Consider the following 24,030-nt stretch of genomic DNA (forward strand, 5'->3'; position numbering starts at 1 on the left):
AGGGGGGCTCCATGACGACGTGCGATCGAGAGCTTTGCCGATTGGAGGATGTGCTTGGCGCCAGCATGGCCGAGTCGAGGGCCATGCTGGCAGCGTTCGGCGTCCAGGTCGCACCGCTGCGGAGGCGCACCGCGAGCACGTACCTGGGGCGGGTGCTGGTCCACCCGTACAACCTGCTCGTCGTGGGGAGCGCGCTCCTCCTGAGCTTCATCGGCTGGAGCCCGCTGCTCCTGCTGCTCGGGCTCGGGGCCGAGCTCGTGATCCTGTGCGTCGTCCCCTGGCGCGGCTTCTTCCGGCGCAGCATCGACGCGCAGCTCGACGAGGTGGATCGGGCGGCCTGGTCGAGGGCGCGCGAGTCGTTGATCCGGCAGATGGACATCCGGCACCAGCAGGAGCTCGCGCGGCTCGACCGGCTGATCGATCGCACCCGCGAGAACATCCGGCGCCGCGGCGGATCGGTCCCGCCCCTGCTCGACGAGGGCTTCGGCCTGAGCCGCCTCATCATGAGCTACATCCGCCTCGCGATCGCGCACAAGGCCGGCCAGGAGTCGCTCGCGATGACCAACCACGGCGAGCTCATGGACACGATCCGCTCGCTCGAGGCGGTCCGGAGCACGTCCGCGGGGCGGACCCGCGGGCTGTCCGAGCGGCGCCTCTCGATCGCCTACCGGCGCGCCGAGTGCTGGAGCCAGACCCGCGAGGGGCTGGAGGTCGTCTCGCAGAAGCTCGCCACCATCCTGGAGCTCATCCAGCTCATGCACGAGCAGTCGATGACGCCCGTGGATTCGCCCGCGACGTGCGTGGAGATCGACCGGTTCATGCGCGAGCTCGACGATCTCGACAACGGCGAGAGCACGCAGCGCGAGCTCGCGGAGCTCGACATGGACATGGACAGGGCGTTCGAGCTCGAGGAGCTCGAGACCGAGCACATCCAGCACAGCCGCCCTCCGATGCGCCTCGTCGCGCGTTGATCCCGCTCGTGACGCCTTGATCCCGCCGTCGCGCCGCGTGCCGCGATGAGGACGTGCTCGCCGTTGCGGACCCGTTCAGGGGCGTGAGAGCATCCTTACCCACCATGGGTAAGGTCACTGCCCTCCACATGGACACCATCACCGAGAAATCCGGTCACCAGATGACCGGTATGGCGGTGAGCGTGTGTCTGACCCCGGCCGCGCCCAGCCCGTTGCCGATCCCCTACCCCACCATGGGCACCGTCGCGGAGGGGATCATCGACCCGTGCATGCGCACGAAGATCGAGGGCGCGAAGATCCTCACCGTCGGCGGCTGCATGAAGGCGTGCCACGGCAACGAGCCTGGCACGCTCAAGGAGGTCGTCAGCCTCAACACCGGCGGGCCTTGCTTCCCGTGGCTCGGCGCGCCGAACGTCATCATCGAGCTCGGCATGGCCGGCATCACCGGCAGCATGGGCCAGATGAACAAGAGCATCACCGTCGGCGCCGGCGCCAGCGCGAGCGGTGCAGGCGGGGGCGGCGGCGGCGGAGGGGGCGGCGGCGGCGGCGCCGGGGGCCCGCCCGGGGGCAGCCCGCAAGGCGGCGGCAACGGCGGCGGGGGCGGCGGCGGCAGCAACAGCGGCGCCGCGCCGCCGAGCCCTCCGGCGCCGCCGGGCGCCGAGGGCCAGGCGGCCGCGGGCCATCCCATCGACGTCGTGACAGGGACGCTGTTCACGATCCCGGCGGCCGACTTCACGCTGACCGGGTTCCTCTGGGTCCAGTGGATCCGCACCTACAGCACCTCGGCCGTGCGCCACCGCTGCGGCCTCGGGTGGGGCTGGTCGCACAGCCTCGCCTGGCGCGCCGAGCGCAACGGCGATCACCTCGTCCTCGTCGACGACCAGCAGCGCCGCACCGAGATGCGGCTGCCCGCGGCCGGTGAAGCGCTGCTCCTCCCCCACGGCCGGAAGGTGCACCTCGACGGGGACGCGATCGTCGTCGACCTCGGCGACGACCTCGCGCGGATCCTCCGGCCCACCGCGGATCCGCGGGCGTACGCGCTCGCCGAGCTGCGCGACGCCTTCGGCAACGCGGCCACGGTCGAGTGGGATCACGACGAGGTCGTGGCCATCACCGACTCGGTCGGCCGCCGCGCGGAGGTCTCCCGCGACGGGAACCTGCGCATCTGGTCCGTCGCCGTCGCGGACGAGGGCGGCAAGGAGCACCGCCGGCGCCTCGTGACCTACGAGCTCGACGGGCGCGGAGACCTCGTCCGCGTCATCGACGTGGGCGGCGCGGAGACCCGGTTCAGCTACGACGACGAGCACTACCTGCGCTCGGAGACGCGGGCCGACGGCGTCGTCTTCCATTTCGTGTACCAGGACGCGGGCGGCGAGCGGCGCTGCGTGGAGACCTGGGGCGAGCTGCCCGGCGGCGACCTCCTCGCCGCGCTCGGCGCCCCCGAGGCGCACGCGGCCGGCGGTCCCCGCGGCCTCTTCCACACACGCGTCGCGTACGGGCCCGAGCCTCACCAGACGACGGTGACGGACGCGCTCGGCCACGTGCATCGCTACCAGGGCAACGCGCTCGGCCTCGTCGAGCGCTACGTCGACCCGCGCGGCTACTCCATGCTGTTCACGTACGACGGGGTCGGGCGCCTCATCGCCGTTACCGACGGCGCCGGGGCCACGCAGCGACGCCGCCACGATCTCGCCGGACGGCTGATCTCCCTCAGCGACGGCGGCGGCACGGTCCGGTACCAGACGGACGACGAGCGGCAGGGCGTCACCACCATCGCCCCGAACGGCCACCGCTCCACCGAGCGGCGCAGCCGGGGGCGCGTCGTCGAGATCGAGGACGCGCGCGGCAAGACGACGGCCGAGTACGACGCGCGCGGCAAGAACACGAAGATCACGTACCCGAGCGGCCTCGTCGACACGCTCGAGTACGACGCTCACGGCAACCTCGTCCGCTACGCCCAGGGAGAGCGCGTGTGGACCTACGTGTACGATCTCCTGGGCATGCCCGTGCGCATCGAGTCGCCCGGAGGCGCGGTGACGTCGCTCGAATACGACTCCTCGGGCAACATCGTCAGCGCCGTGGGGCCGAGCGGGCAGCGCACCGAGCACGCCTTCGACGGGCTCGGGCTGTGCACGGCGACCTCGTACCCCGGCGGCGGCCGCGCGCACTACCGCTACGTGGCCAGCGCGCTCGTCGAGCAGGTGCTGCCGGACGGCTCGCGCTGGACCATGGGCTACGACGCGCTCCTCCGGCTGAGCTGGATGCAGAACGCCGCGGGCGAGCGGCGCTCGTTCGAGTACGACGCGTCCGGCAACCTCGTCCGCGAGACGACGTTCACCGGGCTCCAGTACCGCTACGAGTACGACGGCGCGGACCGGCTCGTGTCGATCCTCCGCCCCGACGAGTCGATCGTGCGCCTCTCGCGCGACGGCGCGGGCAACGTCGTCGCGCGGGAGTACTCGTCGGGCCTCGTCGAGCGCTTCGAGTACGACGCCCTGGGGCGCGTCGCGCGCGCGACGAACGGCGCCTGCACGACGGAGCTCGCGTACGACGAGCGCGGCGCGATCCTGCGGGACACCCAGACGTGCGGCGGCTTCAAGTTCGTCACGAGCTACGACTACGATGAGGGCGGCCAGCTCGTGGCGCGCCGGTACTCGTCCGGCTGGCGCGTGGCGCTGGAGCACGACGCGTACGGACGGGTCGCCGCGATGGGCGTCGGCCATCCGGACGCTGCCGAGCGCTTCGTCTTCGAGCGCGACGAGCAGGACGGCGAGCGCGCCCGCCGGCGCGACGGTGGCGCCGGCGCCATCCTGACCCGGCGCAACGCCGAGGGCTTCCCCGTGGAGATCCAGGTGGAGGGCGCGCCGGGCGACGTCGTCCGCTCCCGCGCCTACCGCTGGCACCCGGTCGGGGCGCTGGCCGCCGTGATCGACAGCGAGCGCGGCGAGCGCCGCTACGAGCTCGACGCGCACGGGCGGCCCGTGGACGTCCGCGGGCTCGGCGCGACGGAGGCGTTCTCCTACTCGCCGCACGGCACGGCGATCGCGCGGGGTGAAGCGTCGGTCGGCGCCGGCGGGCGGCCGCGCGCGGCGGGCGATCAGGTCCTGACCTGGGACCGGCTTGGCCGGCTCTCGGGCCGGGACGCGCCCGATCCGCGGCGCACGTGGCGGTACGCCTTCGACGAGAACGATCGGCTGACCGAGGCCGTGCGCGGCGACGGGCTGAAGATCCAGTACATCTACGACGCGCTCGGCCGCCGCGTGGCCGAGATCGTCGGCCAGGGGAGCACGTGGTTCGGCTGGGACGGCGACAGCATCGTCGAGGAGCGCTCCTCGGGCGGGCAGGTCACGCGCCGTGTCTTCGACGCGTCAGGCCACGTGCCGCTGCTCGAGTCGCAGGGCGGCGCGGGCTTCCGCCTCGTGGCGACCGACGCCGCGGGGACGCCGTGGCTCACCCTCGACGCGGCCGGCGAGATCACCGAGCTCGATCTCACCACCTGGGGCGAGGTCGCCCACGAGCGCGGCGAGCCGGGCGCGCTCCGCTTCGCCGGGCAGCGCGCCGACGAGCTCACCGGCCTCCACTACAACCGGTACCGCTACTACGCGCCCGACCTGCGCGTGTTCATCACGCCGGATCCCATCGGCCTCTCGGGCTCGCTGCAGGAGATCGGCTTCGTCCCGAACCCGACGCTCTTCATCGACCCGCTCGGGCTGCTCACGATCATCACGGCCTCGAACGATCCCAAGCTCCACAACGCCTACTATTCGCAGTACGCGGCGAAGTACCCGGGCGCGACGATCCTCAAGCCGAACCAGGTCGTGCCTGGCAGCCTCAAGGGGGAGACCGATGTCGTCGTCGACACCCACGGCTGGCCGGGCAGCGTCGAGTGGGCGGGGAAGAAGATCTCGGGGGCCCAGCTCGCGGACAAGCTGAACGCCGCCGGGTTCAACGGGAAGATGCCTGGAGCGCGCGTGGAGGTCGTCACGTGCAACGGCGGGACGAAGCCGAACTTCATGGGCCGCAGCGTCGCCCAGGCGGTCGCGGACCGGACCGGCGCGACCACGTCCGGCGCGACAGCGAAGGGCGTCCCTGGCGTGGCCTCCGCCGGGGCGATGGGCAACGCGGGCGCCTCCGGCCTGGTCAGCGGGATGCCGACGGGACTCGGGTCCGGCAACGCTCCGGGCGGCCTGCACGTCAGCGGCGGCGGGCACCTGATCAAGGACATCAAGCCGCGCTGGTACACGTTCGGGCAGTGACGGGCGGCCCGCCGCTCAGGGCGCGCCGGCGGTCGCGCCCTCGAGCGGCTCCGGCGACCCGATCCAGGCGGCGAGCCGCACCTCGTCCTGCGGCGGCGCACCCAGGACGACGACGAGGAACGGGCCGTCGCACACGAAGTAGCGCTCGTACATATCGCCGCGCCCGAGGGTGAGCGGCCCGGCCTCGGTCGGCGGGAGCGCGTCCCAGCCGAGGCGAAAGCGGACGGCGTGGCGGGCGTCCCCGATCCGGCGGCCATCCCCGTCCGCGAGCGGCTTGCCGGCGAGCTCCTCGTGCACACGGGCCGCGCACAGGTCGATCGGGGGGATCTTCAGCGCGCAGCGCCGGTCGAAGGGCTTCACGCCGAACCATCTCCCGAGCCAGCCCCTCGGCCTCCGCGCCGTCGCCACGACCTTCGCGACGACGGCCCCGAGCGTCTCGGGGCGCGGGCACCGGGCGACAACCACGCGCTCATCACCCCTGGCCTCCATCTCGATCACGAAGTCGTCGGGGCCGCTGTGGCGATGCACCGTCAGCTGCGCCGCGGCCCGCGACCACGTCGCGTCGTCGACGTCGTTCCAGAGCCCGAACGCAGGCAGGACGCGCTCGCCGAAGAGGACACCTTCACGCCGGCTGGCGAAGGGCGCTGCGAACGACGGGCGCACGAACGAGAACGCGTACGCCCCGAGGGCGTCTCCGGGCGCGCTCTCCGGCAGCGCGCCCTCAGGCAGCGGCCCGAACCTGCGCGCGCCCTCCTGCGCCACCTCCCGGAGCGCCTCTGCCGCGGCGCCGACGCGCGCGACCGACCAGGGCGACCCGGCGGCGCGCGACACGGCGGACGCCTCCCCCGCTCGCTCCTCCAGAGGGAAATCCGGCGAAAAGATCAGGGTCTGGTCTGGAGCGATGGGGGACGACAGCGACGGCACGAGCACGGTCGCGCGGCTCATCGTGGGCATGAGGTCCTCTGGTCCTGGAAGGAGGCGGATAGTATACCGCTCCCCTCCGCCTCCCCTCATCGCCGCGCCCGCGACGACCGTGGACCGAGCCATGCCGCTGCCCGATTTCCTCCCTGCGCTGCTTCGTCCGGAGCTCGCCGAGCTCCACGCCTACACCCCGGTCGCGGGGCATTTCCCTGTGCGCCTCGACGCCAACGAGAGCCCGCCGCTGCTCTCGGCCGAGGCGCGGGCGGCCCTCGCGCGCGCCGCGGCGCCCGAGGACTGGGGCCGCTACCCCGACGCGCGCGCCCTCGATCTCCGCGAGGCCATCGCCGCCCACTGCGGCGCCGAGCCCGACGAGATCCTGGCCGGCGTCGGCTCCGACGAGGTGATCTCGATCGTGCTCACCGCGCTCAGCCGCCCGCGGCAGGGCGCGGACGCGGCGAGCATCGTCACGGTCAGCCCCACGTTCGTCATGTACAAGCTGAGCGCGCGCGCGCGCGGGATGCGCGTCGTCGAGGTCCCGCTCGACGCCGGCTGGGATCTCGACGTGGCGGGCCTCCGGCGCGCCGTCGATTTCGCGCGCCCCAACGTCGTCTTCATCGCCTCGCCCAACAACCCGACGGGCGCGCTCATGTCGGAGGACCGCCTCGAGGCGGTCGTCACCGCGGCGAGCGACGCCCTCGTGATCGTCGACGAGGCGTACATCGACTTTGCCCCGCGCGACCAGCTCGCCCTCCTGCGCAAGCACCCGAACGTCGCCGTGCTGCGGACGCTCTCGAAGATCGGCCTCGCGTCGCTGCGGATCGGCTGGCTCATCGGCGCCCGGGAGCTCGTGGCCGAGCTCGACAAGGTCCGCCAGCCCTACAACCTGCCCACCCCGTCGCAGCGCGCGGCCGCCTTCGCCCTGCGGGAGCTCGGCGGCGAGCTCCGCCGCGCCGCCGCCGCCGTGACGGCCGAGCGCGAGCGCCTCGCGGCCGGGCTCGCCGCGCTCGGCCTCTCGGTCGCGCCGAGCCACGCCAACTTCCTCTGGATCGGCACGCGCCGCCCTGCCGGCGAGGTCTTCGAGGCGCTCGCGGCGCGCGGCGTCCTCGTGCGCAGCTTCCACGCGGCGGGCGGGCGCCTCGCGCACCGGCTCCGCATCACCGTCGGCCTCCCGGAGGAGAACGATCGCCTCCTCGCAGAGATCGCCGCGTGCGCGTAGCCGTGCCGCGCTCCGCCGCGCGGCGCGCGCCGCGCGTGTTCCTCGCGCCGCTCGCGGTGCGCGCGGCGTTGACGGCGTTGACGGCGTTGACGGCGTTGACGGCGTTGACGGCGTTGACGTCCATTGCCGGCTGCGCCGCCCCCCGGGTCGCGCGCTCGATCGACGGCCAGATCATCGAGGGTCGTTACATCGCGGCGCACGCCTATGCGCTGTATGCGATCGGCGCCGAGGCCGAGGCGCGCGGCGATCTCGCGACGGCGCTGGAGGCGTACGAGCTGGCGGAGAACGGAGACCCCGACAGCGCGGACATCTGGACCCGTATCGGGTCCGCGCGCTGCCGGCTCGGGCGCGGGGAGGCGGCGGGCGCCGCCTTCGAGCGCGCCCGCGCGATCGAGCCCGACTACGAGCCGGCCTACCGCGAGCAGGCGCGCTGCGATCTCTCGGCGGGGCGGCTCGAGGCGGCGCTCGGGCGGATCGATCGGGCGATCCTGCTCGATCCGGATCGTGACGACGGCGCCCTGCTCCGGGCCGAGATCCTGCGGCGGCTGGGCCGCACGGGCGACGCGCGCCTCGCCTTGCGGGCGCTCGTGGTGCGGCGCCCCTGGTCGACGGAGGCGTGGCGCGCGCTGCACGCGGCGGCCGTCGAGGCGGGCGATCGCGCGGCGGCCGAGCAGGCTGCGCGGCGCCTGCGGGAGCTGGCTGCGCCGGGAGCAGCCGTCCTGGGGCGGCGCATCCCGCCACGGGGGCAGCTGGCCGAGGTCGACGAGGCGCTCGTCCTGGGCCAGCTGCGCCGCGCCCGCCGCCTGGCGCGCGACGCGGATCTGACGCCCGCCGACGTCGCGGTGCGCGCCGCCGCGCTGGGCCGCATCGGCGAGGCCCGCGAGCAGGCCGAGCTCGTCTCCGCGGCCGATCCGGCGAGCGCCGAGGCGCTCGTGGCGCTCGCGGTGGCGGCCGATCTGAGCGGCGATCTCGACGCGCTGGCGCGGGCCTGCGACGCCCTCGACCTGCCCGCGGCGGCGGGCGGCCCCACGGTGGCCCCCTCGCGGCTCGCCCGGCTCCTCTTTGCCGAGCTGCTCTTCCGTCGCGTCGGCCGCGACGCCGCGCTCACCTGGCTCGGCCCGCCGCCGCCCCCTGCGCTCGTCGCCGGGGATGCGCTGTTCCAGGAGGTCGAGCGGCGCGTCCACCGAGAGCTCGCGAGCGGCGCCCCCTGATGGGCGGGTCAGCGCCGCGTGCCCCCGCCGTGGACCTCAAGGCGAGGGCCTGGTGTGCGGCTTCTCCTTGTACTTCTTGAGATCGAAGTTGAGCTCGAAATCGAGCGTGTTCTCGCCCTCCTTGATCTCGATCTCCCTCTTCACGTCCTGATCGATGGCCGGCAGCAGCGCGGCGGTGAGCACCTTGCCCACGGGGATGCCCTTGATCTCGTAGCTGCCGTCGAGCCCGGTCACGTCGTGGGTCGCGAACTTGAGCACGAAGACCTCGGCCTTGAGGAACGGTTTCGGCAGCTTGTCCACGAGGTGGTAGTAGCCTGGCTGCGGCGGGTAGAACTTCACCGGGTCGCCTTGCGGCACGGCGACGAGGACCGCCATGAAGGGGGCGCCCTCGAGGTTCGGCATGTACGGCTCCAGGGGATCGAGGTTCGCGACCTCGAGCCGCTGGCCATAGGACATGACCACGGTCCGCTTCGAGAACGCGCACCCGTGGATGGTCACCTTCTCCGCCTCTTCGCGTTCCGGCACGTAGCCGCTGTAGTTGACGACGGTGACGAGCGCGTCGGCGACCCCGTTCTGCTGTCCGACGCGGAACAGCCGCCCGTAGGTCGCGGCGGCCTCACCGCACTTGCCGATGGGGAAGCTGAGCCCTGTATCGGGCGGCGGGTCGCCCTTGATGGTGACGCGTCCTCGCAGCGTCCCCGTGGGCCCGCTGTACGGCGCCTGTCGCTTCGGGTTCATCACCTTCGCGACGTCCTCGGAGGTCAGCGAGATGTCGCGCGCCTCGCCCGCCCCGGCCTGCGCGCTCCCCACAGCGCCGGCGCTCGCGCTCCCCGCGGCCGCCGGCGCAGCGCTCCCTGCAGCCGCCGGCGCAGCGCTCCCCGTGGCCACAGGCACCGCGCTTCCCGCCGGTGTCGCGCTCCCCGCGGTCGCGCCGCCGCTCGCGTTCCCTCCCTGACACCCGAGCGCTCCGAGCAGCGCAACGCACGCCGCTCGCATCCTCGCATTGCCCGCTCTTCTCTGCAGCTTGTCGCCGGTTCGCATCGGCGCCGACTCTAGCAACTCGCGCGCCCCGCGCAGCACCGCGGATTCATCGCAAAAAAACGCGCGCCCACGGCGACCATCACCCCCCGCTGCCAAATCAGTTGGCGACGCGGTGCCCCGCGGATGACAGCGGCAGGCCCTCGGAGAGGAGCCCCCCCGGCGGAACCAGCGACAGACGTGAGTGTTCGAGGAGGTCTAGCGAGACGCCAGGACCGCGCGGACCGCGATCCCGAGCGAGGTCGTCGGCCAGATGCCGAGGACCATCACGAGCACCGCGGACACCACCAGGGCCGCGTTGACGTAGCCCGAGCGCATCGGCCGGGCGATCGGAGCGCCCGGGGCCGGCTCGCGCATGTACATGTACACGAGCACCCGCAGGTAATAGTAGGCCGACAGCACGCTGTTGAGGAGCAGCGCCACGGACAGCGTGTACAGCTCCGCGCCCATCGCCGCCTTGACGATGTAGAGCTTGCCGAAGAAGCCGGCGGTCGGCGGCACGCCGGCCAGCGACAGCAGGAAGAGCGAGAACGCGAGCGCCGCCACCGGGTGCCGCTTGCCGATGCCGGAGAGGTCCTCGTAGCTCACCGCCTCGGCCCCGCGGCTGCCGCAGAGGATGAGCGTCCCGAAGGCGCCGACCGTCGAGACCGTGTAGGCGAGCAGGTAGAACATCACGCTCGCCTGCGCGTCCTCGCTCGCGCGCACCGTCGCCGCCACGCCCACGAGCAGGTACCCGGCGTGCGCGATGCTCGAGTACGCGAGCATCCGCTTCACCGACTCCTGCCGGCCCGCGATGAGGTTCGCGACCGTCATCGTGAGCAGCGCCATCACCGCCACGGCCGGCGGCCAGCCCGCGGCCCACGACGAGAGCGCCGGGCTGCCGAACGCCCCGAGCAGCACCCGCAGGAGCGTCGCGAACGCCGCGCCCTTCACCGCCACCGCCATGAACGTCGTGGCCGGCGTCGGGGCGCCCTCGTACGCGTCCGGCGTCCACATGTGGAACGGCACCGCGCTCACCTTGAACGCGAGCCCGACGAGCACCAGCGCCGCCCCGATGAGCAGCAGCGCCGGGTTCGGCGCCGCCGCCCCCTTCGCGCCCGCGATGGCCTCGCCGATCCCCGCGAGGTCGGTGTGCCCCGTCGCCCCGTAGATCAGCGCGCCGCCGTACAGCAGCAGCGCCGCCGCGAACGAGCCGAGCAGGAAGTACTTGATCGCCGCCTCGGTGCTCCGCGGCGACGTCCGGCGGAACCCGGTCAGCGCGTACGCCCCGAGCGACATCGTCTCCAGGCCGAGGAAGAGCGTCAGCAGATCCCCCGCGCCGGCGAGGATGATCGCCCCGACCGTCGAGAAGGTCAGTAGCGGGTAGAACTCCCCGCGATCGAGCCGGTGCTCCGGGAGGTACCCCCCGGCGAGCAGCGCCGCCAGCGCGCCGCCCAGGCAGAGCACGAAGGAGAAGAACAGCGTGAACCGGTCCATGACCAGGTACGGGGCGAGCGAGTCGAACCCCTCCAGCGTCTCGGGGCCGACGAACCCGACCGCGCCCGAGAACACCGCCCCGGCGAGGAGCGTGATCGCGGTCCCGAGCGCCATGTCGGACGAGGGGCCGGAGCGGCGATCGTGCGACTCCTCGCGGCGGTGCGAGAACGCCTCCGCGAGCATCAGCAGCGCGCCGCCGAGCGAGATGACGATGAGCGGCGATACCGCGATGTACGGTCCGAGGATCATCGCGCCGCCTCCCCCGCGCGCGCCGCGAGCGCGCCGTCTCCTCGGCGCGCGCCCCGATCGCGCCGAGCCTGCTCGTCTTCACCCGCCCCCGCCTCGCCCTCACCGGAGCCCAGCGAGGGCGCCCCCTTCAGGAAGGCGGGGGAGAACGTGTCCTCGGGCAGGAGCTTCGCGTTCCGTTCGTCCGCGAAGAGGATCGCCTGCCCGGAGACGACCTTGAACTGGTTGTAAGTAGACAGGACCGACTCCTTCATCCGATCGAGGAAGATCGCAGGGAACAGGCCGATCACGAAGATCATGAGGATCAGGGGCGCGAGCGCGAGGCCCTCGCGGGGCGTCACGTCGGGCAGGTGCTTGTTCTTCGGGTTCGTGAGCGGCCCGAAGAACATCTTCTGCACCACGCTCAGCATGTAGACGGCGGCGAGGATGACGCCCGCCGCGGCGCCGATCGTGTGGATCCCGCTGAACGTCCCGAGGCGCTCGGAGGCGTAGGTCCCCATGATGATCATGAACTCGCCGATGAACCCGTTCGTGCCGGGCACGCCGACGGAGGCGAACGTCACGATCAGGAAGAGCGTCGCGTAGACCGGCATCACCTTGGCCAGGCCGCCGAACTCCGAGACCTCCCGGGTGTGCCGGCGGTCGTAGATCACGCCGACGAGGAGGAAGAGCGCGCCGGTGGAGACGCCGTGGTTCACCATCTGGATCACCGCGCCCTGGATCCCGCTCGGCGTGACGCCGAAGAGCCCGAGCATCACGTAGCCCAGGTGGGCGACCGACGAGTACGCCACGAGGCGCTTCACGTCGGACTGCTTCCAGGCGACGAGCGCGCCGTAGATCACCCCGCCGAGGATCGCGATGCCCGCCAGGTTGGCCGCGAGGCTGGAGGCCGGCCCGGGGAAGAGGCCCATCGAGAAGCGCAGGTACGCGTACGTCCCGATCTTCAGCATCACCGCGGCCAGGATCACCGAGCCGCCGGTCGGCGCCTGCACGTGGGCGTCCGGCAGCCACGTGTGCACCGGCCACATCGGCACCTTGATGAAGAACGCGATCGAGAACGCCCAGAAGCAGAGCATCTGCGCGCCCCGGGGCAGCACGACGCGCGAGAGCGCCAGGTAATCGAACGTGTAGGCGCCCGTGAGCTTCTGGTTCGCCCACACGAGGTACACGATGCCCGCGAGCATCAGCATCGAGCCCGCCATCGTGTAGACGAAGAGCTTGATCGCCGCCTTGATCTTCTCGACGCCGCCCCAGATGCCGATCATCACGAACATCGGCACCAGCATCAGCTCCCAGAAGAGGAAGAACAGGAACAGGTCGAGCGCGACGAACGCGCCGAGCATCGCCCCCTGCAGGAACAGGAGGCAGAAGCAGAGCTCCTTGATCCGGTTCTTGATGGATCCGAACGACGCGTACGCCGCGATGGGCGCGATGAACGTCGTCAGCAGGACGAGCCAGAGGCTGATGCCGTCGATGGCGACGTGCCACCGGATGCCCAGCGCAGGGATCCACTCCTTGATCGACTGGAAGTGCCAGCCCACGGTCATCGGCACGGTGAGCAGCCACAGCGAGGCGAGGAAGCCGGCGCCGAGCACGGCCAGCGTGAAGCCCCGGAGCAGCGAGAGCAGCTGCCGCGGCATGAAAAGCACCGCGGCGGCGCCCACGAAGGGCAGCCCGATGAGCACGTTGAGCAGCGACGACCACTCCCCTGTCGCCTCCGCCGCCTCCGCCGCGGCGCCGGACGGCCAGAGCCACTGCACGAAGAGCACCGTGAGCGCCGCGATGAGCCCGAGGCCAGCCCGCTGCCACGGGGTGTACCCCGCGGCGGCGTGGGCCTCTCCGTGCTCGTCGCCGTGGTGGTCGTCGCCGTGGTGGTCGTCACCGTGGCCGCCGTGGTGATCGTCGCCGGCGTGGGCGCCGTCGGCGCCCTGCCCGTCGCCCGGCGGGAGGATCGCCCCCACGACGCCGGCGGCGAGCGCCGGCCAGTAGTGCGTTACGAGGTCGAGCGCGCTCATTGCAGGCCTCTCGGCTGGATCAGGTCATGGATCTGCTCCGCCGGGGTCGCCCCCGGGGGCAGCGCGGGCACGTCCGAGCCCAGCATGGTGGTCGGGCCCGCGGGGGTCTTGCGTCCCGTCGGCCTGGAGAACGAGAACGTCTCGGTCGCCTCGCGGTCGAACGCGTTGCGCACGCGGAGGACGACGTCCTTCGTCTCGCCGGGCTCGAGCTTCACCGTGACGTCGGCCGCCTCGGAGAAGTCGCGCGCCGGCAGGCCGGGCGCCTCCCAGCGGTACCGGTAGCCGAGCCCCGGCGCGGCCGAGAGCCTCACCTCGCCGGACCGGCGCAGCTCCGCGTCATCGACGTTCGCGTCCGCGTGCGGCTTGACGAGGAACCAGCCGACGCCGGCGAGGCCGATGACCATCGACGCGGCGTAGACCTGCACGCGGCCCGTCTGGAGCGCGCGCAGCACCGTGCCGAAGAACCCGACCAGCGCCGCGGAGAGCTTCGCGATGATGCCGTCGATGATCCACTTGTCGGCCATCGTGAAGATGTCGGCGATCGCGTCGACCATGCCCACCACCGTGGCGTTGTAGAGCTCGTCGATCCGCCACTTGTCGTAGATGAGCCGGTAGAGCCCAGGGAAGCTCTCGGCGAAGCGCCGCTCGGGCTCGCCGCGCTTGTTCCAGTACACGAGCATCGCCAGGAAGATGCCGGTGAAGCAGGCCGCGACGCCGGGCAGCATCATCGGGAAGAGCAGCCCCTCCACCCCCTCGCGCGCCTTCACCGCCCGCTCCGTCAGCGAGAAGACCGGCTGGAGCAGGTGCGCGAGCGGCGCGAACGCGTGGTTGTGGGTGAGGTGCACGAGCGGCTCCGCCATGAGGAAGCCGGCGAAGACCGACAGCGCCCCGAGCACGATCAGCGGGATCGTCATCGGCAGCGGCGACTCGTGCGGCTCCGGGCCCTCGAGCTTCTCGCCGTGCGCGTGCCCGTGGTGGTCGTCGTGGTGGCCGTGCGGGTGCGGGTCCTTCCAGCCGCGCACGATCGTCCAGCCGCGGAACTCGCCGTGGAACGTCTGGAAGTACGCGCGGAACATGTAGAACGCGGTCATCGTCGCGGCGAGGATGCCGACCCAGTAGATCGCCGGGCCGAGCCACTCGGGCCACTGCCACACCGGCTGCCCGCGCGTCGAGACCGACTCGATCCGGCTGGAGAAGGCGCGCCACAGGATCTCGTCCTTCGACCAGAACCCGGCGAACCCGGGGAAGCCCGCGATCGAGAGGCACGCGAGGAGGAAGGTCCAGCGCGTCAGCGGCATGTGGTTCTTGAGGCCGCCCATGTTGCGCATGTCCTGGGACTGGTCGGTGTCGTGGATGCGGGCGTGCATCGCGTGGATCACCGAGCCGGCGCCGAGGAAGAGGCAGGCCTTGAAGAAGGCGTGCGTGAGCACGTGGAAGAAGCCGGCGGCGAACGCGCCGACGCCCACGCCGATGAACATGAACCCGAGCTGGCTCACCGTGGAGTAGGCGAGCACCTTCTTCAGGTCGTTCTGGAAGAGCCCGATCGAGGCCGCGAACAGCGCCGTGGCCACGCCGGTCACCGCGACGACCGCCATCGCGAACGGCGACAGCACGAACACCGCCGAGAGCCGGGCCACGAGGTAGACGCCCGCGGTCACCATCGTCGCGGCGTGGATGAGGGCGGAGACCGGCGTCGGGCCGGCCATCGCGTCGGGCAGCCAGACGTAGAGCGGGATCTGCGCGCTCTTGCCGGCGCAGCCGAGGAACAGCGCGAGCGCGGCCAGCGTCCCCGCGTACACGAGCACCGGCTGCGACGGGATGAGGAAGCTCAGGAAGCCGGGCACGGTGTCGGCCGACATGTTGCCGATCGGCCAGATCTTCACCGCGGCGAGCAGGTTGCCCGCGTTCGCCGCGATGCCGTCGAAGTTCAGCGTGCCCGTGTAGTAGGCGAGCATCGCCATCGCCACGAGGAGGCCGAAGTCGCCGATGCGGTTCACGACGAACGCCTTCTTGCCGGCGCTCGCGTTCTTGTCGTCCTTGAACCAGAACCCGATCAGCAGGTAGCTGCACATGCCGACGCCCTCCCATCCCACGAAGAGGACGGCGAGGTTGTCGCCCATGATCAGGACGAGCATCGAGAAGATGAACAGGTTCAGGTACGCGAAGAACCGGTAGTACCCCGGGTCCTCGCGCATGTACGCGGACGAGTAGAGGTGGATGAGGAAGCCGACGCCGGTGATGACGAGGATCATCGTCCCGCTCAGGCCGTCGACGCTGAAGGCGACGTCGATCGGGATCGACTGGCCCATCCGGCCGGTGATCGAGAACCAGCGCCAGGCCGTCCAGGTGAGCTTGCCGCCCTCGTGCGGCAGCATCAGGAACGTCGTGACGGCCGCCAGGAAGGCGCCGCCGAGCGCGGCGAGCGCCATCAGCCGGACCGCGTCCTTGCCGAGGCGCTTGCCGAAGAGGCCGTTCACGAACGCGCCGAGCGCCGGCAGGCCCAGAATGACCGCGAGCAGCGCGAACTCGGACGCGGGGAATAAGACTCTCAGGGCTTCCACGCTAACTCCTCAGGAGATCGGCGTCGTCCGAGCGCATCGTCTTCCGGATGCGGTAGAACGCGAGCACGATCGCGAGACCGACTGCGGCTTCCGCCGCCGCGATGGCGATGACGAAGAAGGTGAAGATCTGCCCGGCGTGATCGTGCGGGTGCACCCGGTTGTACGCGACGAGCGTGAGGTTCACGGCGTTGAGCATCAGCTCGATGCTCATCAGGAGGACCAGGAGGTTCCTGCGCAGCAGGAAGCCGATCGACCCGATCAGGAACAGCACCGCCGCGACGACGAGGTAGTACTCGATGGGGACGGAGATCATCAGTGCGGCTCCTTCGCCGACAGGGTGGCGTGTCCCGCGAGGGCGCCCGGCTGCGAGGCCCCCTGATCGCCCGGCTCGGGCGACGCGGTGTCCGGGCCTTCGCCGGCGGGCAGCAGCGTCGGGTCGACCTGCTTGCCGCGGGCGACGGCGACGGCGCCGATCACGGCGACGAGGAGCAGCGCGCCCGAGAGCTCGAACGGCACGATCCCCTTCGTGAAGAGCTCGTGCCCGAGCCCCTCGATGGTCCCGAGCGACTCGGGGGCGGCCGGGACGGCCAAGACCCCGGGCTTCGACGCGCTCGCGACCAGGGCGAGCGCGCCGATGCTGCTCGCCCCGAGGACGCCGGCGCCCACGTAGCGCGGCACCGCGGTGCGGGCGTCGCGCGGCGACGTCGCCGACGGGCCGAGGAGCATGATCACGAAGAGGAAGAGGATGACGATCGCGCCCGCGTACACGAGGATCTGGATCGCGGCGAGGAACTCCGCCGAGAGCATCAGGTAGAGCCCCGCGATGCCGACGATCGACGTGAGCAGGCCCATCGCGCCGCGGATCGGGTTCCTGGCCGCGACCGTGGCCAGGCCGCCGAGCAGGACGAGCAGCGACGCCAGCCCGAAGAAGGCGAACTCGAAGATTTTCACGGCGTAAGCACCCCTGTCGACGAGCGGCCCTTGGTCTGGATGTACGCCTCGAACTCCTTGCGGAACTTCCGGAGGAAGCCGAGCGCGGGCATCGCCGTGCCCTCGCCGAAGGCGCAGATGGTGTTGCCCATGATGTTGTCGGCGATCTCGTGCAGCCGATCGAGCTCCTCGATCGTCCCCTCGCCGTGAACGATGCGATCGAGGATCCGGTGGATCCAGGCGCTGCCCTCGCGGCACGGCGTGCACTGGCCGCACGACTCGTGGCGGTAGAAGCGCATCAGGTTGTGCATCGCGAGGACGGGGCACGCCTTGTCGCTGAGCACGATGGCGCAGCAGGTCCCGAGCATCGTCCCGAGCGCGCGGAACGTGTCCACGCCGAGCGGCACGTCGAGCACGCTCTGGCCGTGCCACGGGTGGAGCGGCGACTTGTCGCTCGGCGCGTTGACGACCTCGTCGGCGCGCAGGATCGGGCACGACGAGCCGCCCGGGATGACCCCGAGGAGCTTGCCGTGCTTCACGCCGCCGCCGTACTCGTAGATGAGGTCGCGGAGCGTGACGCCGACGGCGGCCTCGAAGATCCCGGGGTTGTTCACGTGGCCGCTCACGCCGAAGAGCCGGCAGCCGCCGTCCTTCAGGTGGTGCAGCGAGGAGAGCTTCGAGAAGTTCTCCCCCCCGAGCTCGAGCGCCGTGGGCACGGCCGCGATCGTCTCCAGGTTGTTCACGGTCGTCGGCATCCCGAACGCGCCGAACTGGGCGGGGAACGGCGGCTTGAGCCGCGGCTCGCCGCGCTTGCCCTCGAGCGAGTTGAGGAGCGACGTCTCCTCGCCGCAGATGTACGCGCCGGCGCCGGTGTGGACGTAGACCTCGACGGGGTAGTCGATCCCGAACGGGCGCTTGCCGAGGTAGCCCTTCGCGCGCGCCTCCTCGATGGCCCCCCAGAGCCGCGCCTTCGAGAGGTGCAGCTCGTCGCGCACGTAGATGTACGCGGCGTGGGCGCCGATCCCGAAGCACCCGATGATGCACCCCTCGACGACGGCGTGAGGGTTCTTCTCCATCAGGGTGCGGTCCTTGAAGGTGCCGGGCTCGCCCTCGTCCGCGTTGATGACGAGGTAGTGCGGCCGCTCGGGCTTCGGGGGCCACGGCATGAAGCTCCACTTCACGCCCATCGCGAAGCCGGCGCCGCCGCGGCCGCGGATGTTCGCCGCCTTCATCTCCTCGACGAGCGCCTCGCGCGTCATCCCGAGGGCGCGCTTCGCCTGCTGGTAGCCGCCGCCCTTCTCGTAGACGGCGAGCTTGTGGCCGTCGGGCGTGTCGTAGTTCTTGGTCAGATAGCGCGTCAGCCGGAGCATCTCGTCACCTCGTCAACCGATCGAGGATCGCGTCCACCTTCTCGAGCGTGAGGCCCTCGTGGTAGTCGCGATCGACCTGCATCATCGGGGCGGTGCCGCACGAGGCGAGGCACTCTGCGGTGCGCAGCGTGATCTTCCCGTCCTTCGTGGTCTCGCCGGCGTGGATCCCGAGCCGCTTCTCGCAGTGGTGGAGCACCTGATCCGCGCCGTTCAGCGCGCAGCTCAGCGTCCGGCACACCCAGACCTGGTGCTTGCCGACGGGCTCCTTGTTGAAGAGCGTGTAGAAGGTCGCGACCCCCTGGACGTGCGCCGCCGAGAGGCCGAGCTGCTCGGCGACCCAGCGGAGCACCCGCTCGGAGACCCACCCCTCCTGTTCCTGGCAGAGGTGGAGCACGGGGATGCACGCGGCCTGGCGGTTCGGGTAGCGCGCGAGGATCTTCTCGAACTCGGTTCGCCGCTCGGCGGTCAGAGCAAATTGTTCGGTCATGTCGGCTGTTGGCACGGTCCGCTGGCTCCCTGGGCGCGCCGCGCTCGCGGCGTGCCCGCTTCCACATGCAGTCGGGACCCCGCAATGCGGGCCCCTTTCAGCGAGGGTCCGCCCGGCAGACCGGGCGCTACCTCGTGCGCCTCCGATCTGGAGGCGCCTGCCGGAGGCGGACAGCCCCGCGCACCGGCGGCCGGGCATTCGGTTGTCCGTCGTACGGAGCCGTCCCGAGGCGCGGGCACGCTAGTGAGCGACGGTGGTCACTGTCAAGGCGCGCCGGGGGGGAAACATAAAAGCGGACCACACAAAGCCCGCCGCTGCCCAGAAACCGGACCTCTCCCCCCCGAGGTGGCCGCCCCCTCGATCGTTCTCCTAGTAGTCGTGGACGTGGACGTGGACGTGGACGTGGACGTGGACGTGGACGTGGACGTGGTCGTGGTCGTCGACGACCCCGCGGCCCCCCGCCTGAATCCCCGCCCTCCGCCTGGAGCACGTGGCTACGCGGTACTCCCTGGGTTTTCTGACGAAGACCGCGTAGCCTGCCGAGAAGTCCGCAGCGTTCTTCGTCTTTCACTTGAGAACCGGAACGCGCTTCAACTACCCTCGGCGCCCATTACGACGCGCAGGGGCGCGGATATCCGTAGCAGCGAACCCCCCGCCGGAGGTGGTGCGTGTTCTGTCCGAATTGTGGGACGCAAAACTCGGAAACGGCGTCCACGTGCACGAAGTGCGGCTACAACCTGAAGAGCGCAGCCGCGCCGAAGTTCAAGGGCACCATGCTGATGAGTCAGCCGTCCTCCGGGGCGGGCGCGGCGGGTCCGCGCGCGCCGGGGGCGCCTCCGCCTCCGGCGCCTCCTGCCGGAGCGCCGCCGGGCATGGCCGCGATCCCGAGCCCGCCGCAGGGCCTCGCCGGCACGGTGGTCGGCGTCCCGCCGGCGGGGCTCGGCGCTTCGGCGGGGCCTCCCCCTGCCCCGCCGCCTCCCGGCATGGGCTACGGCTCGCCGTCCCCCGGCGGACAGCAGCCGTCTGGCCCGGCCTTCGGCGGCGCGGCCGCGAGCCCGTCGGGCGGCTATGCGCCGTTCGGCCAGCAGCCCCAGGGCGTGAACCCGCTCGGCGGCACCATGGCGATCGACCAGCTGCCGGGGTACGGCGCCCCGGGCCAGCCGCCCGGCGGCATGGGCGGGGCCGCGGGCGCGCCGCCCGGCGCGTTCCCTCCGCCCGGCGGCTACGGGCAGCCCCCGCAGGGCGGCCCGGGTGGGAATCCTTTCGGACCGCCCCCGGGCCAGGACCCGATGGGCGGCCCCGGCGGCGCGCCTCCCGGCTACGGGCAGCCGCCCGGTTACGGGCAGCCGCCTGGCTACGGGCAGCCGCCCGGCTACGGGCAGCCGCCTGGCGGTGCGCCTCCCGGTTACGGGCAGCCTCCGCAGCACGGCGCCAGCGGGTACGGGCCGCCTCCGGGCCAGGACCCGATGGGCGGCGGCTACGGCAGCCCCCCGGGCGGCAGCTACGGCAGCCCTCCGGGCGGCGGCTATGGCGGATCGCCGGCTGGCGGCTATGGCAGCCCTCCGGGCGGCGGCTACGGCGGGCCGCCCGGCGGCAGCTATGGCAGCCCTCCGGGCGTGAGCGATCCCGGCTACGGCGGGTCGCCCGGCGGCGCTCAGATGTCGGCGCCCGGCCAGTTCGGCCAGGCTGCCAGCAACCTGGGCGTGTACGGCGGCGGCGGCTCGATGGCCCCGGGCGCGAAGGGTGAGATCCGCAACCCGGTCACGGTGTGCGTGATCGGGATGGTCTGCTTCCTCTACGCCCTCTGGCAGATGTGGGCGATGCTGAACGAGCTCCAGCAGGCGACGAAGGACCCCGAGTTCAAGCCCTGGTACCTCTTCATCCCGTTCCTCAACTACTACTTCCTCTGGGTGAAGGTGCCGGAGCAGGTGACCCGGGCCAAGCAGATGGCCGGCTCGCGCAACCAGCAGGCCGAGGGCATCGTGCTCTACGTCTTCCTCCCGCTCTACGCCCTCGCGAAGGACCTCAACGAGGTCTGGGACCCGAACGCCGCCTGACCCGCGCCGCGGTCCTCCGCCGTGTCGCCGTCCAGCTCGACCGAAGCCCGTTCGCCCGCTCCGTCGGCCCTGTCCCGATGGAGCGCGGCGCACGTGCGCGGCCGCGCTGCGCGCCTGGGCACGGTGGCGGCGGTGCTCGGTCTCCTCGTCGCCTGCGGCGCCCCGCTCTGCCCGTTCGCGATCGTCACCCGCCACCCCTGCCCCGGCTGCGGGCTCACCCGCGCGACGCTCGCCCTCGCGCAGGGCCACCTGGCCGACGCGCTGCGCCTCCACCCTCTCTCTCCGGTCATGGCGCCGCTCGTGATCGCCGCGCTCGCGTACAACGCGGCGATCTACGTGAAGGACGGCCGCATCGCGGCCGCCGAGGGGGTGCAGGGCGCGTGGGTCACGCGGCTCGGCATCGCGCTGGCGGTCCTGATGCTCGCCGTCTGGATCGCGCGCTTCCTCGGCGCGCTCGGCGGCCCCGTCCCCGTCTAGAGCGTCGCCCCCTGCAGCGCAGAGCGACGGTCACCCGCACAGGAGACGGGTCCAGATCGGCGTTTTCGGCGCGGAAGCGAACGAAGGTGCGCTGAGCACCGAAAACGTCGAGATGGGCCCGTATCCGAAGCGGATCAACAGCCGCGGACGCGGAGCGCTTCGCCCCGGCGCCGCGACACGGGGCGCAGGGCGCGCACGGCGTGGGCGCCGCGCCGGGGCCAGCCCCGCTGCGAGCGCGCGAGCGGGGCGCCCGCGGGCACGCCGACGCGCAGCAGCACCTCGTAAGCGCGCTCCAGATCGCTGCCGATCACGTCGAGCTGCTCGTCCGTCAGGCCCCGCTTCGCCTTGGGGAACAGGATGTCCTCCTCCTCGTCGGCGTGGTGGGCGAAAATGTCCCGCAGGAGCCGGAGGCGCGCCTCGAAGCGCACATCGGTCACGCGCGTGCGCAGCAGGTTGTCCGCCGCGAAGCGCGCGAGGCCGTGCTTCTCGTACGCGTCGTGGAGCGGCTTCCTGTCGCCGGCCATCCGCTCGGCACACACCGGGTAGAGGTACGTCTCCTCGATGCGTACGTGCGCGTCGATCATCCGGGAGAGCTGCGCGACCATCGCCGTCCGGAGGCCCGGGCTGGGCTCGGCGGCGATGCGCGCCATCAGGGCGCTGACTTCGAGATGCTGCTGCTCCAAGAGATCGAGTGCGTCCATGGGGTTCCCCTCGCGTGAAGCTCACCGCCTCGCGCCGCCGCGCTTGAGCAGCGCGTGCACAGCCCCGGATCGCGGTGCCGGGCGGCGCGGTGCAGGCGGCACCGTCGTGGCAAGGAGCGGGCCGGCGCCGGGGCGCGCGGAGCGCTGCCTTGGCTACACCGGCACGCCGGCGAGGGCGTCGCGCATCGCCGAGGCGCTGGGGAAGCGGTGGTCCGGGTGCTTGGACAGGGCCCGCGCGAGCACCTCGTCGAGCACGCGCGGGACGTCACGGCGCTCCCGCCGGAGGGGCACGGGCGCGGACCGCACGATCGCGACGAGCACGTCGAGATCGCCCCGGCCCCGGAAGGGGAGCTTGCCCGAGAGGGCGTAGTAGATGAGCAGCGCGGCCGCGAACAGGTCGCTCCGCTCGGTGATCGCGCGGCTCCGCATCGCCTGCTCCGGCGACATGAAGAGCAGCGTGCCGACGAGCGACCCGGGGCTGTCCGGCGTCACGCCGTCGCCCGTGTCGACGCCAGGCTCGTGCGCGAAGCCGAGATCGATGAGCTTGACCGTCGTCGCGCCCTCCCCCTCCCCGGCGCCCCGCGCCCCGGGGACGAGCAGGATGTTGCCGGGCTGGAGGTCGCGGTGGACGACCTTCGCCGCGTGCATCGCCGCGAGGCCGGCGAGGATCTGGTCCGCGAGGGCGAGCGCGCGGCCGATCGGCAAGGGGCCGCGCTTCCGGACGTCCTCGCTCAGCGTCACGCCGTCGAAGAGCGGCATCACGAAGAACGGCCGCCCGTCCTCGAGGCGCCCCTCGCCGAGCACGGGGCAGACGTTCGGGTGGTCGATGCGGCGGGCGAGCCGCACCTCGCGGGCGAACCGGCTCTCGATCCCGGAGTCCCCCGCGTGCACGCGCCGGAGCGCCTTGAGGGCGACCGGCTCCCCCGTGGCGGCGCGGCGGGCCGCGTACACCGCGCCCATCCCCCCCTCGGCGATGAGCCGCTCGATGTGCAGTCCGTGCTCTGTACGACCGACGAGCGGGTCGACGGCCAGCCGCCCACACGCCGGGGCCCCCGTGGTGATCCCGCCTACCACCTCGGCGCCACGCCCCGGCGGGAGCCCCTTCGGCGCCCCCCGCTCGCGGCCCGCATGGCGGACGATCCCGGAACGAAGCGGCAGCCGTCGCTCCTCGGCTGGACCGCGGCCCTGGTCGGCAGGGTCAGGCAGCGCCTCAGCGATCACGGACCTCTCCCTGGCCGAACCGGAGGAGCAACGCAGTTGGGAGCCAGGATCCACGTAGAGAACCTCGTCAGAAATTACCTGACGAGTGTCCATGGACCAGGCCCGCCAAGCAAGCGGATTGGGTGCCGAAACGACCAACGACGTGTGGGTGCACCTCCGGCTTATGTCCCGTTTCTACTCAGTTTTTGCCCGGACGAAGCGAACCGCCCAAGGCGTTTCCGGACGGTCGGGAAAATCCTGAAGGAAATTGCGTCCCGATCCCCGTTACCTTCGCGGCGCACTCCTCACTACATGCCGAGGGCGACGACGTGGCGAAGCGTCTTGATCTCATTCTCGTGATCGACGTGGAAGCGACCTGCTGGGACGGCGACCCGCCGCCGGGCGAGGAGAACGAGATCATCGAGATCGGCGTGTGCCCGCTGGAGGTCGCCTCGTGCCGGCGCCGGGAGCGGCGCTCGATCCTTGTGCGCCCTGAGCGCTCGCGCGTGAGCCCGTTCTGTACGGCGCTCACGACGCTGACGCAGGCGGATGTCGACGCGGGCGTGTCGTTCAGGGAGGCGTGCGCGACGCTCCGGAGCGAGCTCAAGGCGCAGGATCGCCTCTGGGCGAGCTACGGCGACTACGACCGGCGCATGTTCGAGCGGCAGTGCCAGTCGCGCGGCGTGCCGCTCCCGTTCGGGCCGAGCCACCTCAACGTGAAGAGCCTCTTCGCGGTGACGCACGCGCTGTCGCGGGAGGTGGGGATGGCCGAGGCCCTGGAGCGCGCCGGCCTGCCGCTCGCGGGCACGCACCACCGCGGCGTCGACGACGCCCACAACATCGCGGGCCTGCTCGCGCACCTCCTGCTGGCCGCGCGGCGGTGACGTCGGCGGCGCC

18 protein-coding genes and 1 pseudogene are annotated in these 24,030 nt (G+C 72.1%); 8 read left to right on the top strand and 11 right to left on the bottom strand.

Annotated elements, in window-relative coordinates; all coding sequences use genetic code 11:
- The first annotated feature begins 65 nt into the window (after positions 1–65).
- Both WMF34_RS21795 and WMF34_RS21800 read left to right on the top strand, forming a co-directional pair.
- Positions 66–971: a hypothetical protein gene (locus WMF34_RS21795; protein WP_437994438.1), complete on the top strand. Its 906-nt coding sequence runs from the start codon at positions 66–68 to the stop codon at positions 969–971.
- A gap of 104 nt (positions 972–1,075) precedes the next feature.
- Positions 1,076–5,227, top strand: coding sequence for a PAAR-like domain-containing protein (locus WMF34_RS21800; RefSeq protein ID WP_012236846.1), 4,152 nt, complete (start codon positions 1,076–1,078; stop codon positions 5,225–5,227).
- Between the two features lie 15 nt (positions 5,228–5,242).
- On the opposite strand, the gene WMF34_RS21805 is transcribed toward WMF34_RS21800, so the two are convergent.
- Positions 5,243–6,181 (bottom strand): hypothetical protein, encoded by a 939-nt coding sequence (locus WMF34_RS21805; protein ID WP_437994439.1) that lies wholly within the window; start codon positions 6,179–6,181, stop codon positions 5,243–5,245.
- Positions 6,182–6,272: 91 nt separating this feature from the next.
- Between WMF34_RS21805 and hisC the strand changes: the two genes are divergently transcribed.
- On the top strand, positions 6,273–7,364 hold the full coding sequence (gene hisC / locus WMF34_RS21810; protein ID WP_437994440.1) for a histidinol-phosphate transaminase: 1,092 nt from the start codon (positions 6,273–6,275) through the stop codon (positions 7,362–7,364).
- A complete protein-coding gene (locus WMF34_RS21815; RefSeq protein WP_437994441.1) occupies positions 7,355–8,575 on the top strand; it encodes a tetratricopeptide repeat protein in 1,221 nt (406 codons plus the stop codon). Before hisC ends, WMF34_RS21815 begins: the two co-directional genes overlap by 10 nt.
- Positions 8,576–8,611: 36 nt before the next feature.
- Here the strand turns inward: WMF34_RS21815 and WMF34_RS21820 are convergent, their stop codons facing one another.
- The 8 genes from WMF34_RS21820 to nuoE form a co-directional block, all read right to left on the bottom strand.
- On the bottom strand, positions 8,612–9,616 hold the full coding sequence (locus WMF34_RS21820) for a hypothetical protein (protein WP_231864982.1): 1,005 nt from the start codon (positions 9,614–9,616) through the stop codon (positions 8,612–8,614).
- Positions 9,617–9,811: 195 nt separating this feature from the next.
- Positions 9,812–11,338 (bottom strand): NADH-quinone oxidoreductase subunit N, encoded by a 1,527-nt coding sequence (locus WMF34_RS21825; protein ID WP_012236851.1) that lies wholly within the window; start codon positions 11,336–11,338, stop codon positions 9,812–9,814.
- Positions 11,335–13,350, bottom strand: a complete 2,016-nt coding sequence (locus tag WMF34_RS21830; protein ID WP_012236852.1) for a complex I subunit 4 family protein — start codon at positions 13,348–13,350, stop codon at positions 11,335–11,337. The genes WMF34_RS21825 and WMF34_RS21830 overlap by 4 nt, the downstream gene beginning before the upstream one ends.
- Positions 13,347–15,911 (bottom strand): NADH-quinone oxidoreductase subunit L, encoded by a 2,565-nt coding sequence (nuoL, locus tag WMF34_RS21835; protein ID WP_437994442.1) that lies wholly within the window; start codon positions 15,909–15,911, stop codon positions 13,347–13,349. Before nuoL ends, WMF34_RS21830 begins: the two co-directional genes overlap by 4 nt.
- A gap of 1 nt (position 15,912) precedes the next feature.
- The gene (gene nuoK / locus WMF34_RS21840; RefSeq protein WP_012236854.1) at positions 15,913–16,224 is read right to left on the bottom strand and encodes an NADH-quinone oxidoreductase subunit NuoK; all 312 of its coding nucleotides are present in this window, start codon (positions 16,222–16,224) and stop codon (positions 15,913–15,915) included.
- Complete coding sequence (locus WMF34_RS21845) at positions 16,224–16,862, bottom strand: NADH-quinone oxidoreductase subunit J family protein (RefSeq protein WP_012236855.1); 639 nt, start codon at positions 16,860–16,862, stop codon at positions 16,224–16,226. Before WMF34_RS21845 ends, nuoK begins: the two co-directional genes overlap by 1 nt.
- Positions 16,859–18,211, bottom strand: coding sequence for an NADH-quinone oxidoreductase subunit NuoF (gene nuoF, locus WMF34_RS21850; RefSeq protein WP_012236856.1), 1,353 nt, complete (start codon positions 18,209–18,211; stop codon positions 16,859–16,861). The genes WMF34_RS21845 and nuoF overlap by 4 nt, the downstream gene beginning before the upstream one ends.
- A 4-nt stretch (positions 18,212–18,215) precedes the next feature.
- On the bottom strand, positions 18,216–18,698 hold the full coding sequence (gene nuoE, locus WMF34_RS21855; RefSeq protein ID WP_044965469.1) for an NADH-quinone oxidoreductase subunit NuoE: 483 nt from the start codon (positions 18,696–18,698) through the stop codon (positions 18,216–18,218).
- Between the two features lie 668 nt (positions 18,699–19,366).
- Here nuoE and WMF34_RS21860 point away from each other — a divergent pair.
- From WMF34_RS21860 to WMF34_RS21870, 3 genes and pseudogenes are all read left to right on the top strand, one after another.
- A pseudogene (locus WMF34_RS21860) lies at positions 19,367–19,432 on the top strand (zinc-ribbon domain-containing protein); the annotation flags it as partial.
- Between the two features lie 39 nt (positions 19,433–19,471).
- Positions 19,472–20,755 carry a hypothetical protein gene (locus WMF34_RS21865; protein ID WP_269454246.1) on the top strand — a complete coding sequence of 428 codons (1,284 nt, stop codon included), beginning with the start codon at positions 19,472–19,474 and terminating at the stop codon, positions 20,753–20,755.
- A gap of 93 nt (positions 20,756–20,848) precedes the next feature.
- Entirely contained in the window at positions 20,849–21,232 is a 384-nt protein-coding gene (locus tag WMF34_RS21870; RefSeq protein WP_012236859.1) for a DUF2752 domain-containing protein, read from the top strand.
- A gap of 134 nt (positions 21,233–21,366) precedes the next feature.
- Here the strand turns inward: WMF34_RS21870 and WMF34_RS21875 are convergent, their stop codons facing one another.
- Together WMF34_RS21875 and WMF34_RS21880 are read right to left on the bottom strand one after the other, a co-directional pair.
- The gene (locus tag WMF34_RS21875) at positions 21,367–21,933 is read right to left on the bottom strand and encodes a hemerythrin domain-containing protein (RefSeq protein WP_012236860.1); all 567 of its coding nucleotides are present in this window, start codon (positions 21,931–21,933) and stop codon (positions 21,367–21,369) included.
- Positions 21,934–22,086: 153 nt separating this feature from the next.
- Positions 22,087–23,154, bottom strand: a complete 1,068-nt coding sequence (locus tag WMF34_RS21880) for a serine/threonine-protein kinase (protein ID WP_437994443.1) — start codon at positions 23,152–23,154, stop codon at positions 22,087–22,089.
- 308 nt (positions 23,155–23,462) lie between these two features.
- Here WMF34_RS21880 and WMF34_RS21885 point away from each other — a divergent pair, with 308 nt between their 5' ends.
- Complete coding sequence (locus WMF34_RS21885; RefSeq protein ID WP_012236862.1) at positions 23,463–24,017, top strand: 3'-5' exonuclease; 555 nt, start codon at positions 23,463–23,465, stop codon at positions 24,015–24,017.
- Positions 24,018–24,030: the final 13 nt, after the last annotated feature.

The sequence above is a fragment of the Sorangium sp. So ce145 genome (assembly GCF_051525985.1).
GTDB lineage: Bacteria > Myxococcota_A > Polyangia > Polyangiales > Polyangiaceae > Sorangium > Sorangium cellulosum_B.

What these genes read in the sequence shown, in the direction of transcription:
- nuoK (WP_012236854.1), bottom strand. Translation starts at nt 16,224, where the DNA reads ATGATCTCCGTCCCCATCGAGTACTACCTCGTCGTCGCGGCGGTGCTG.
- WMF34_RS21805 (WP_437994439.1), bottom strand. Translation starts at nt 6,181, where the DNA reads ATGCCCACGATGAGCCGCGCGACCGTGCTCGTGCCGTCGCTGTCGTCC.
- WMF34_RS21875 (WP_012236860.1), bottom strand. Translation starts at nt 21,933, where the DNA reads ATGGACGCACTCGATCTCTTGGAGCAGCAGCATCTCGAAGTCAGCGCC.
- WMF34_RS21865 (WP_269454246.1), top strand. Translation starts at nt 19,472, where the DNA reads ATGCTGATGAGTCAGCCGTCCTCCGGGGCGGGCGCGGCGGGTCCGCGC.
- nuoF (WP_012236856.1), bottom strand. Translation starts at nt 18,211, where the DNA reads ATGCTCCGGCTGACGCGCTATCTGACCAAGAACTACGACACGCCCGAC.
- WMF34_RS21795 (WP_437994438.1), top strand. Translation starts at nt 66, where the DNA reads ATGGCCGAGTCGAGGGCCATGCTGGCAGCGTTCGGCGTCCAGGTCGCA.
- WMF34_RS21825 (WP_012236851.1), bottom strand. Translation starts at nt 11,338, where the DNA reads ATGATCCTCGGACCGTACATCGCGGTATCGCCGCTCATCGTCATCTCG.
- hisC (WP_437994440.1), top strand. Translation starts at nt 6,273, where the DNA reads ATGCCGCTGCCCGATTTCCTCCCTGCGCTGCTTCGTCCGGAGCTCGCC.
- nuoE (WP_044965469.1), bottom strand. Translation starts at nt 18,698, where the DNA reads ATGACCGAACAATTTGCTCTGACCGCCGAGCGGCGAACCGAGTTCGAG.
- WMF34_RS21830 (WP_012236852.1), bottom strand. Translation starts at nt 13,350, where the DNA reads ATGAGCGCGCTCGACCTCGTAACGCACTACTGGCCGGCGCTCGCCGCC.
- WMF34_RS21800 (WP_012236846.1), top strand. Translation starts at nt 1,076, where the DNA reads ATGGGTAAGGTCACTGCCCTCCACATGGACACCATCACCGAGAAATCC.
- WMF34_RS21820 (WP_231864982.1), bottom strand. Translation starts at nt 9,616, where the DNA reads ATGCGAACCGGCGACAAGCTGCAGAGAAGAGCGGGCAATGCGAGGATG.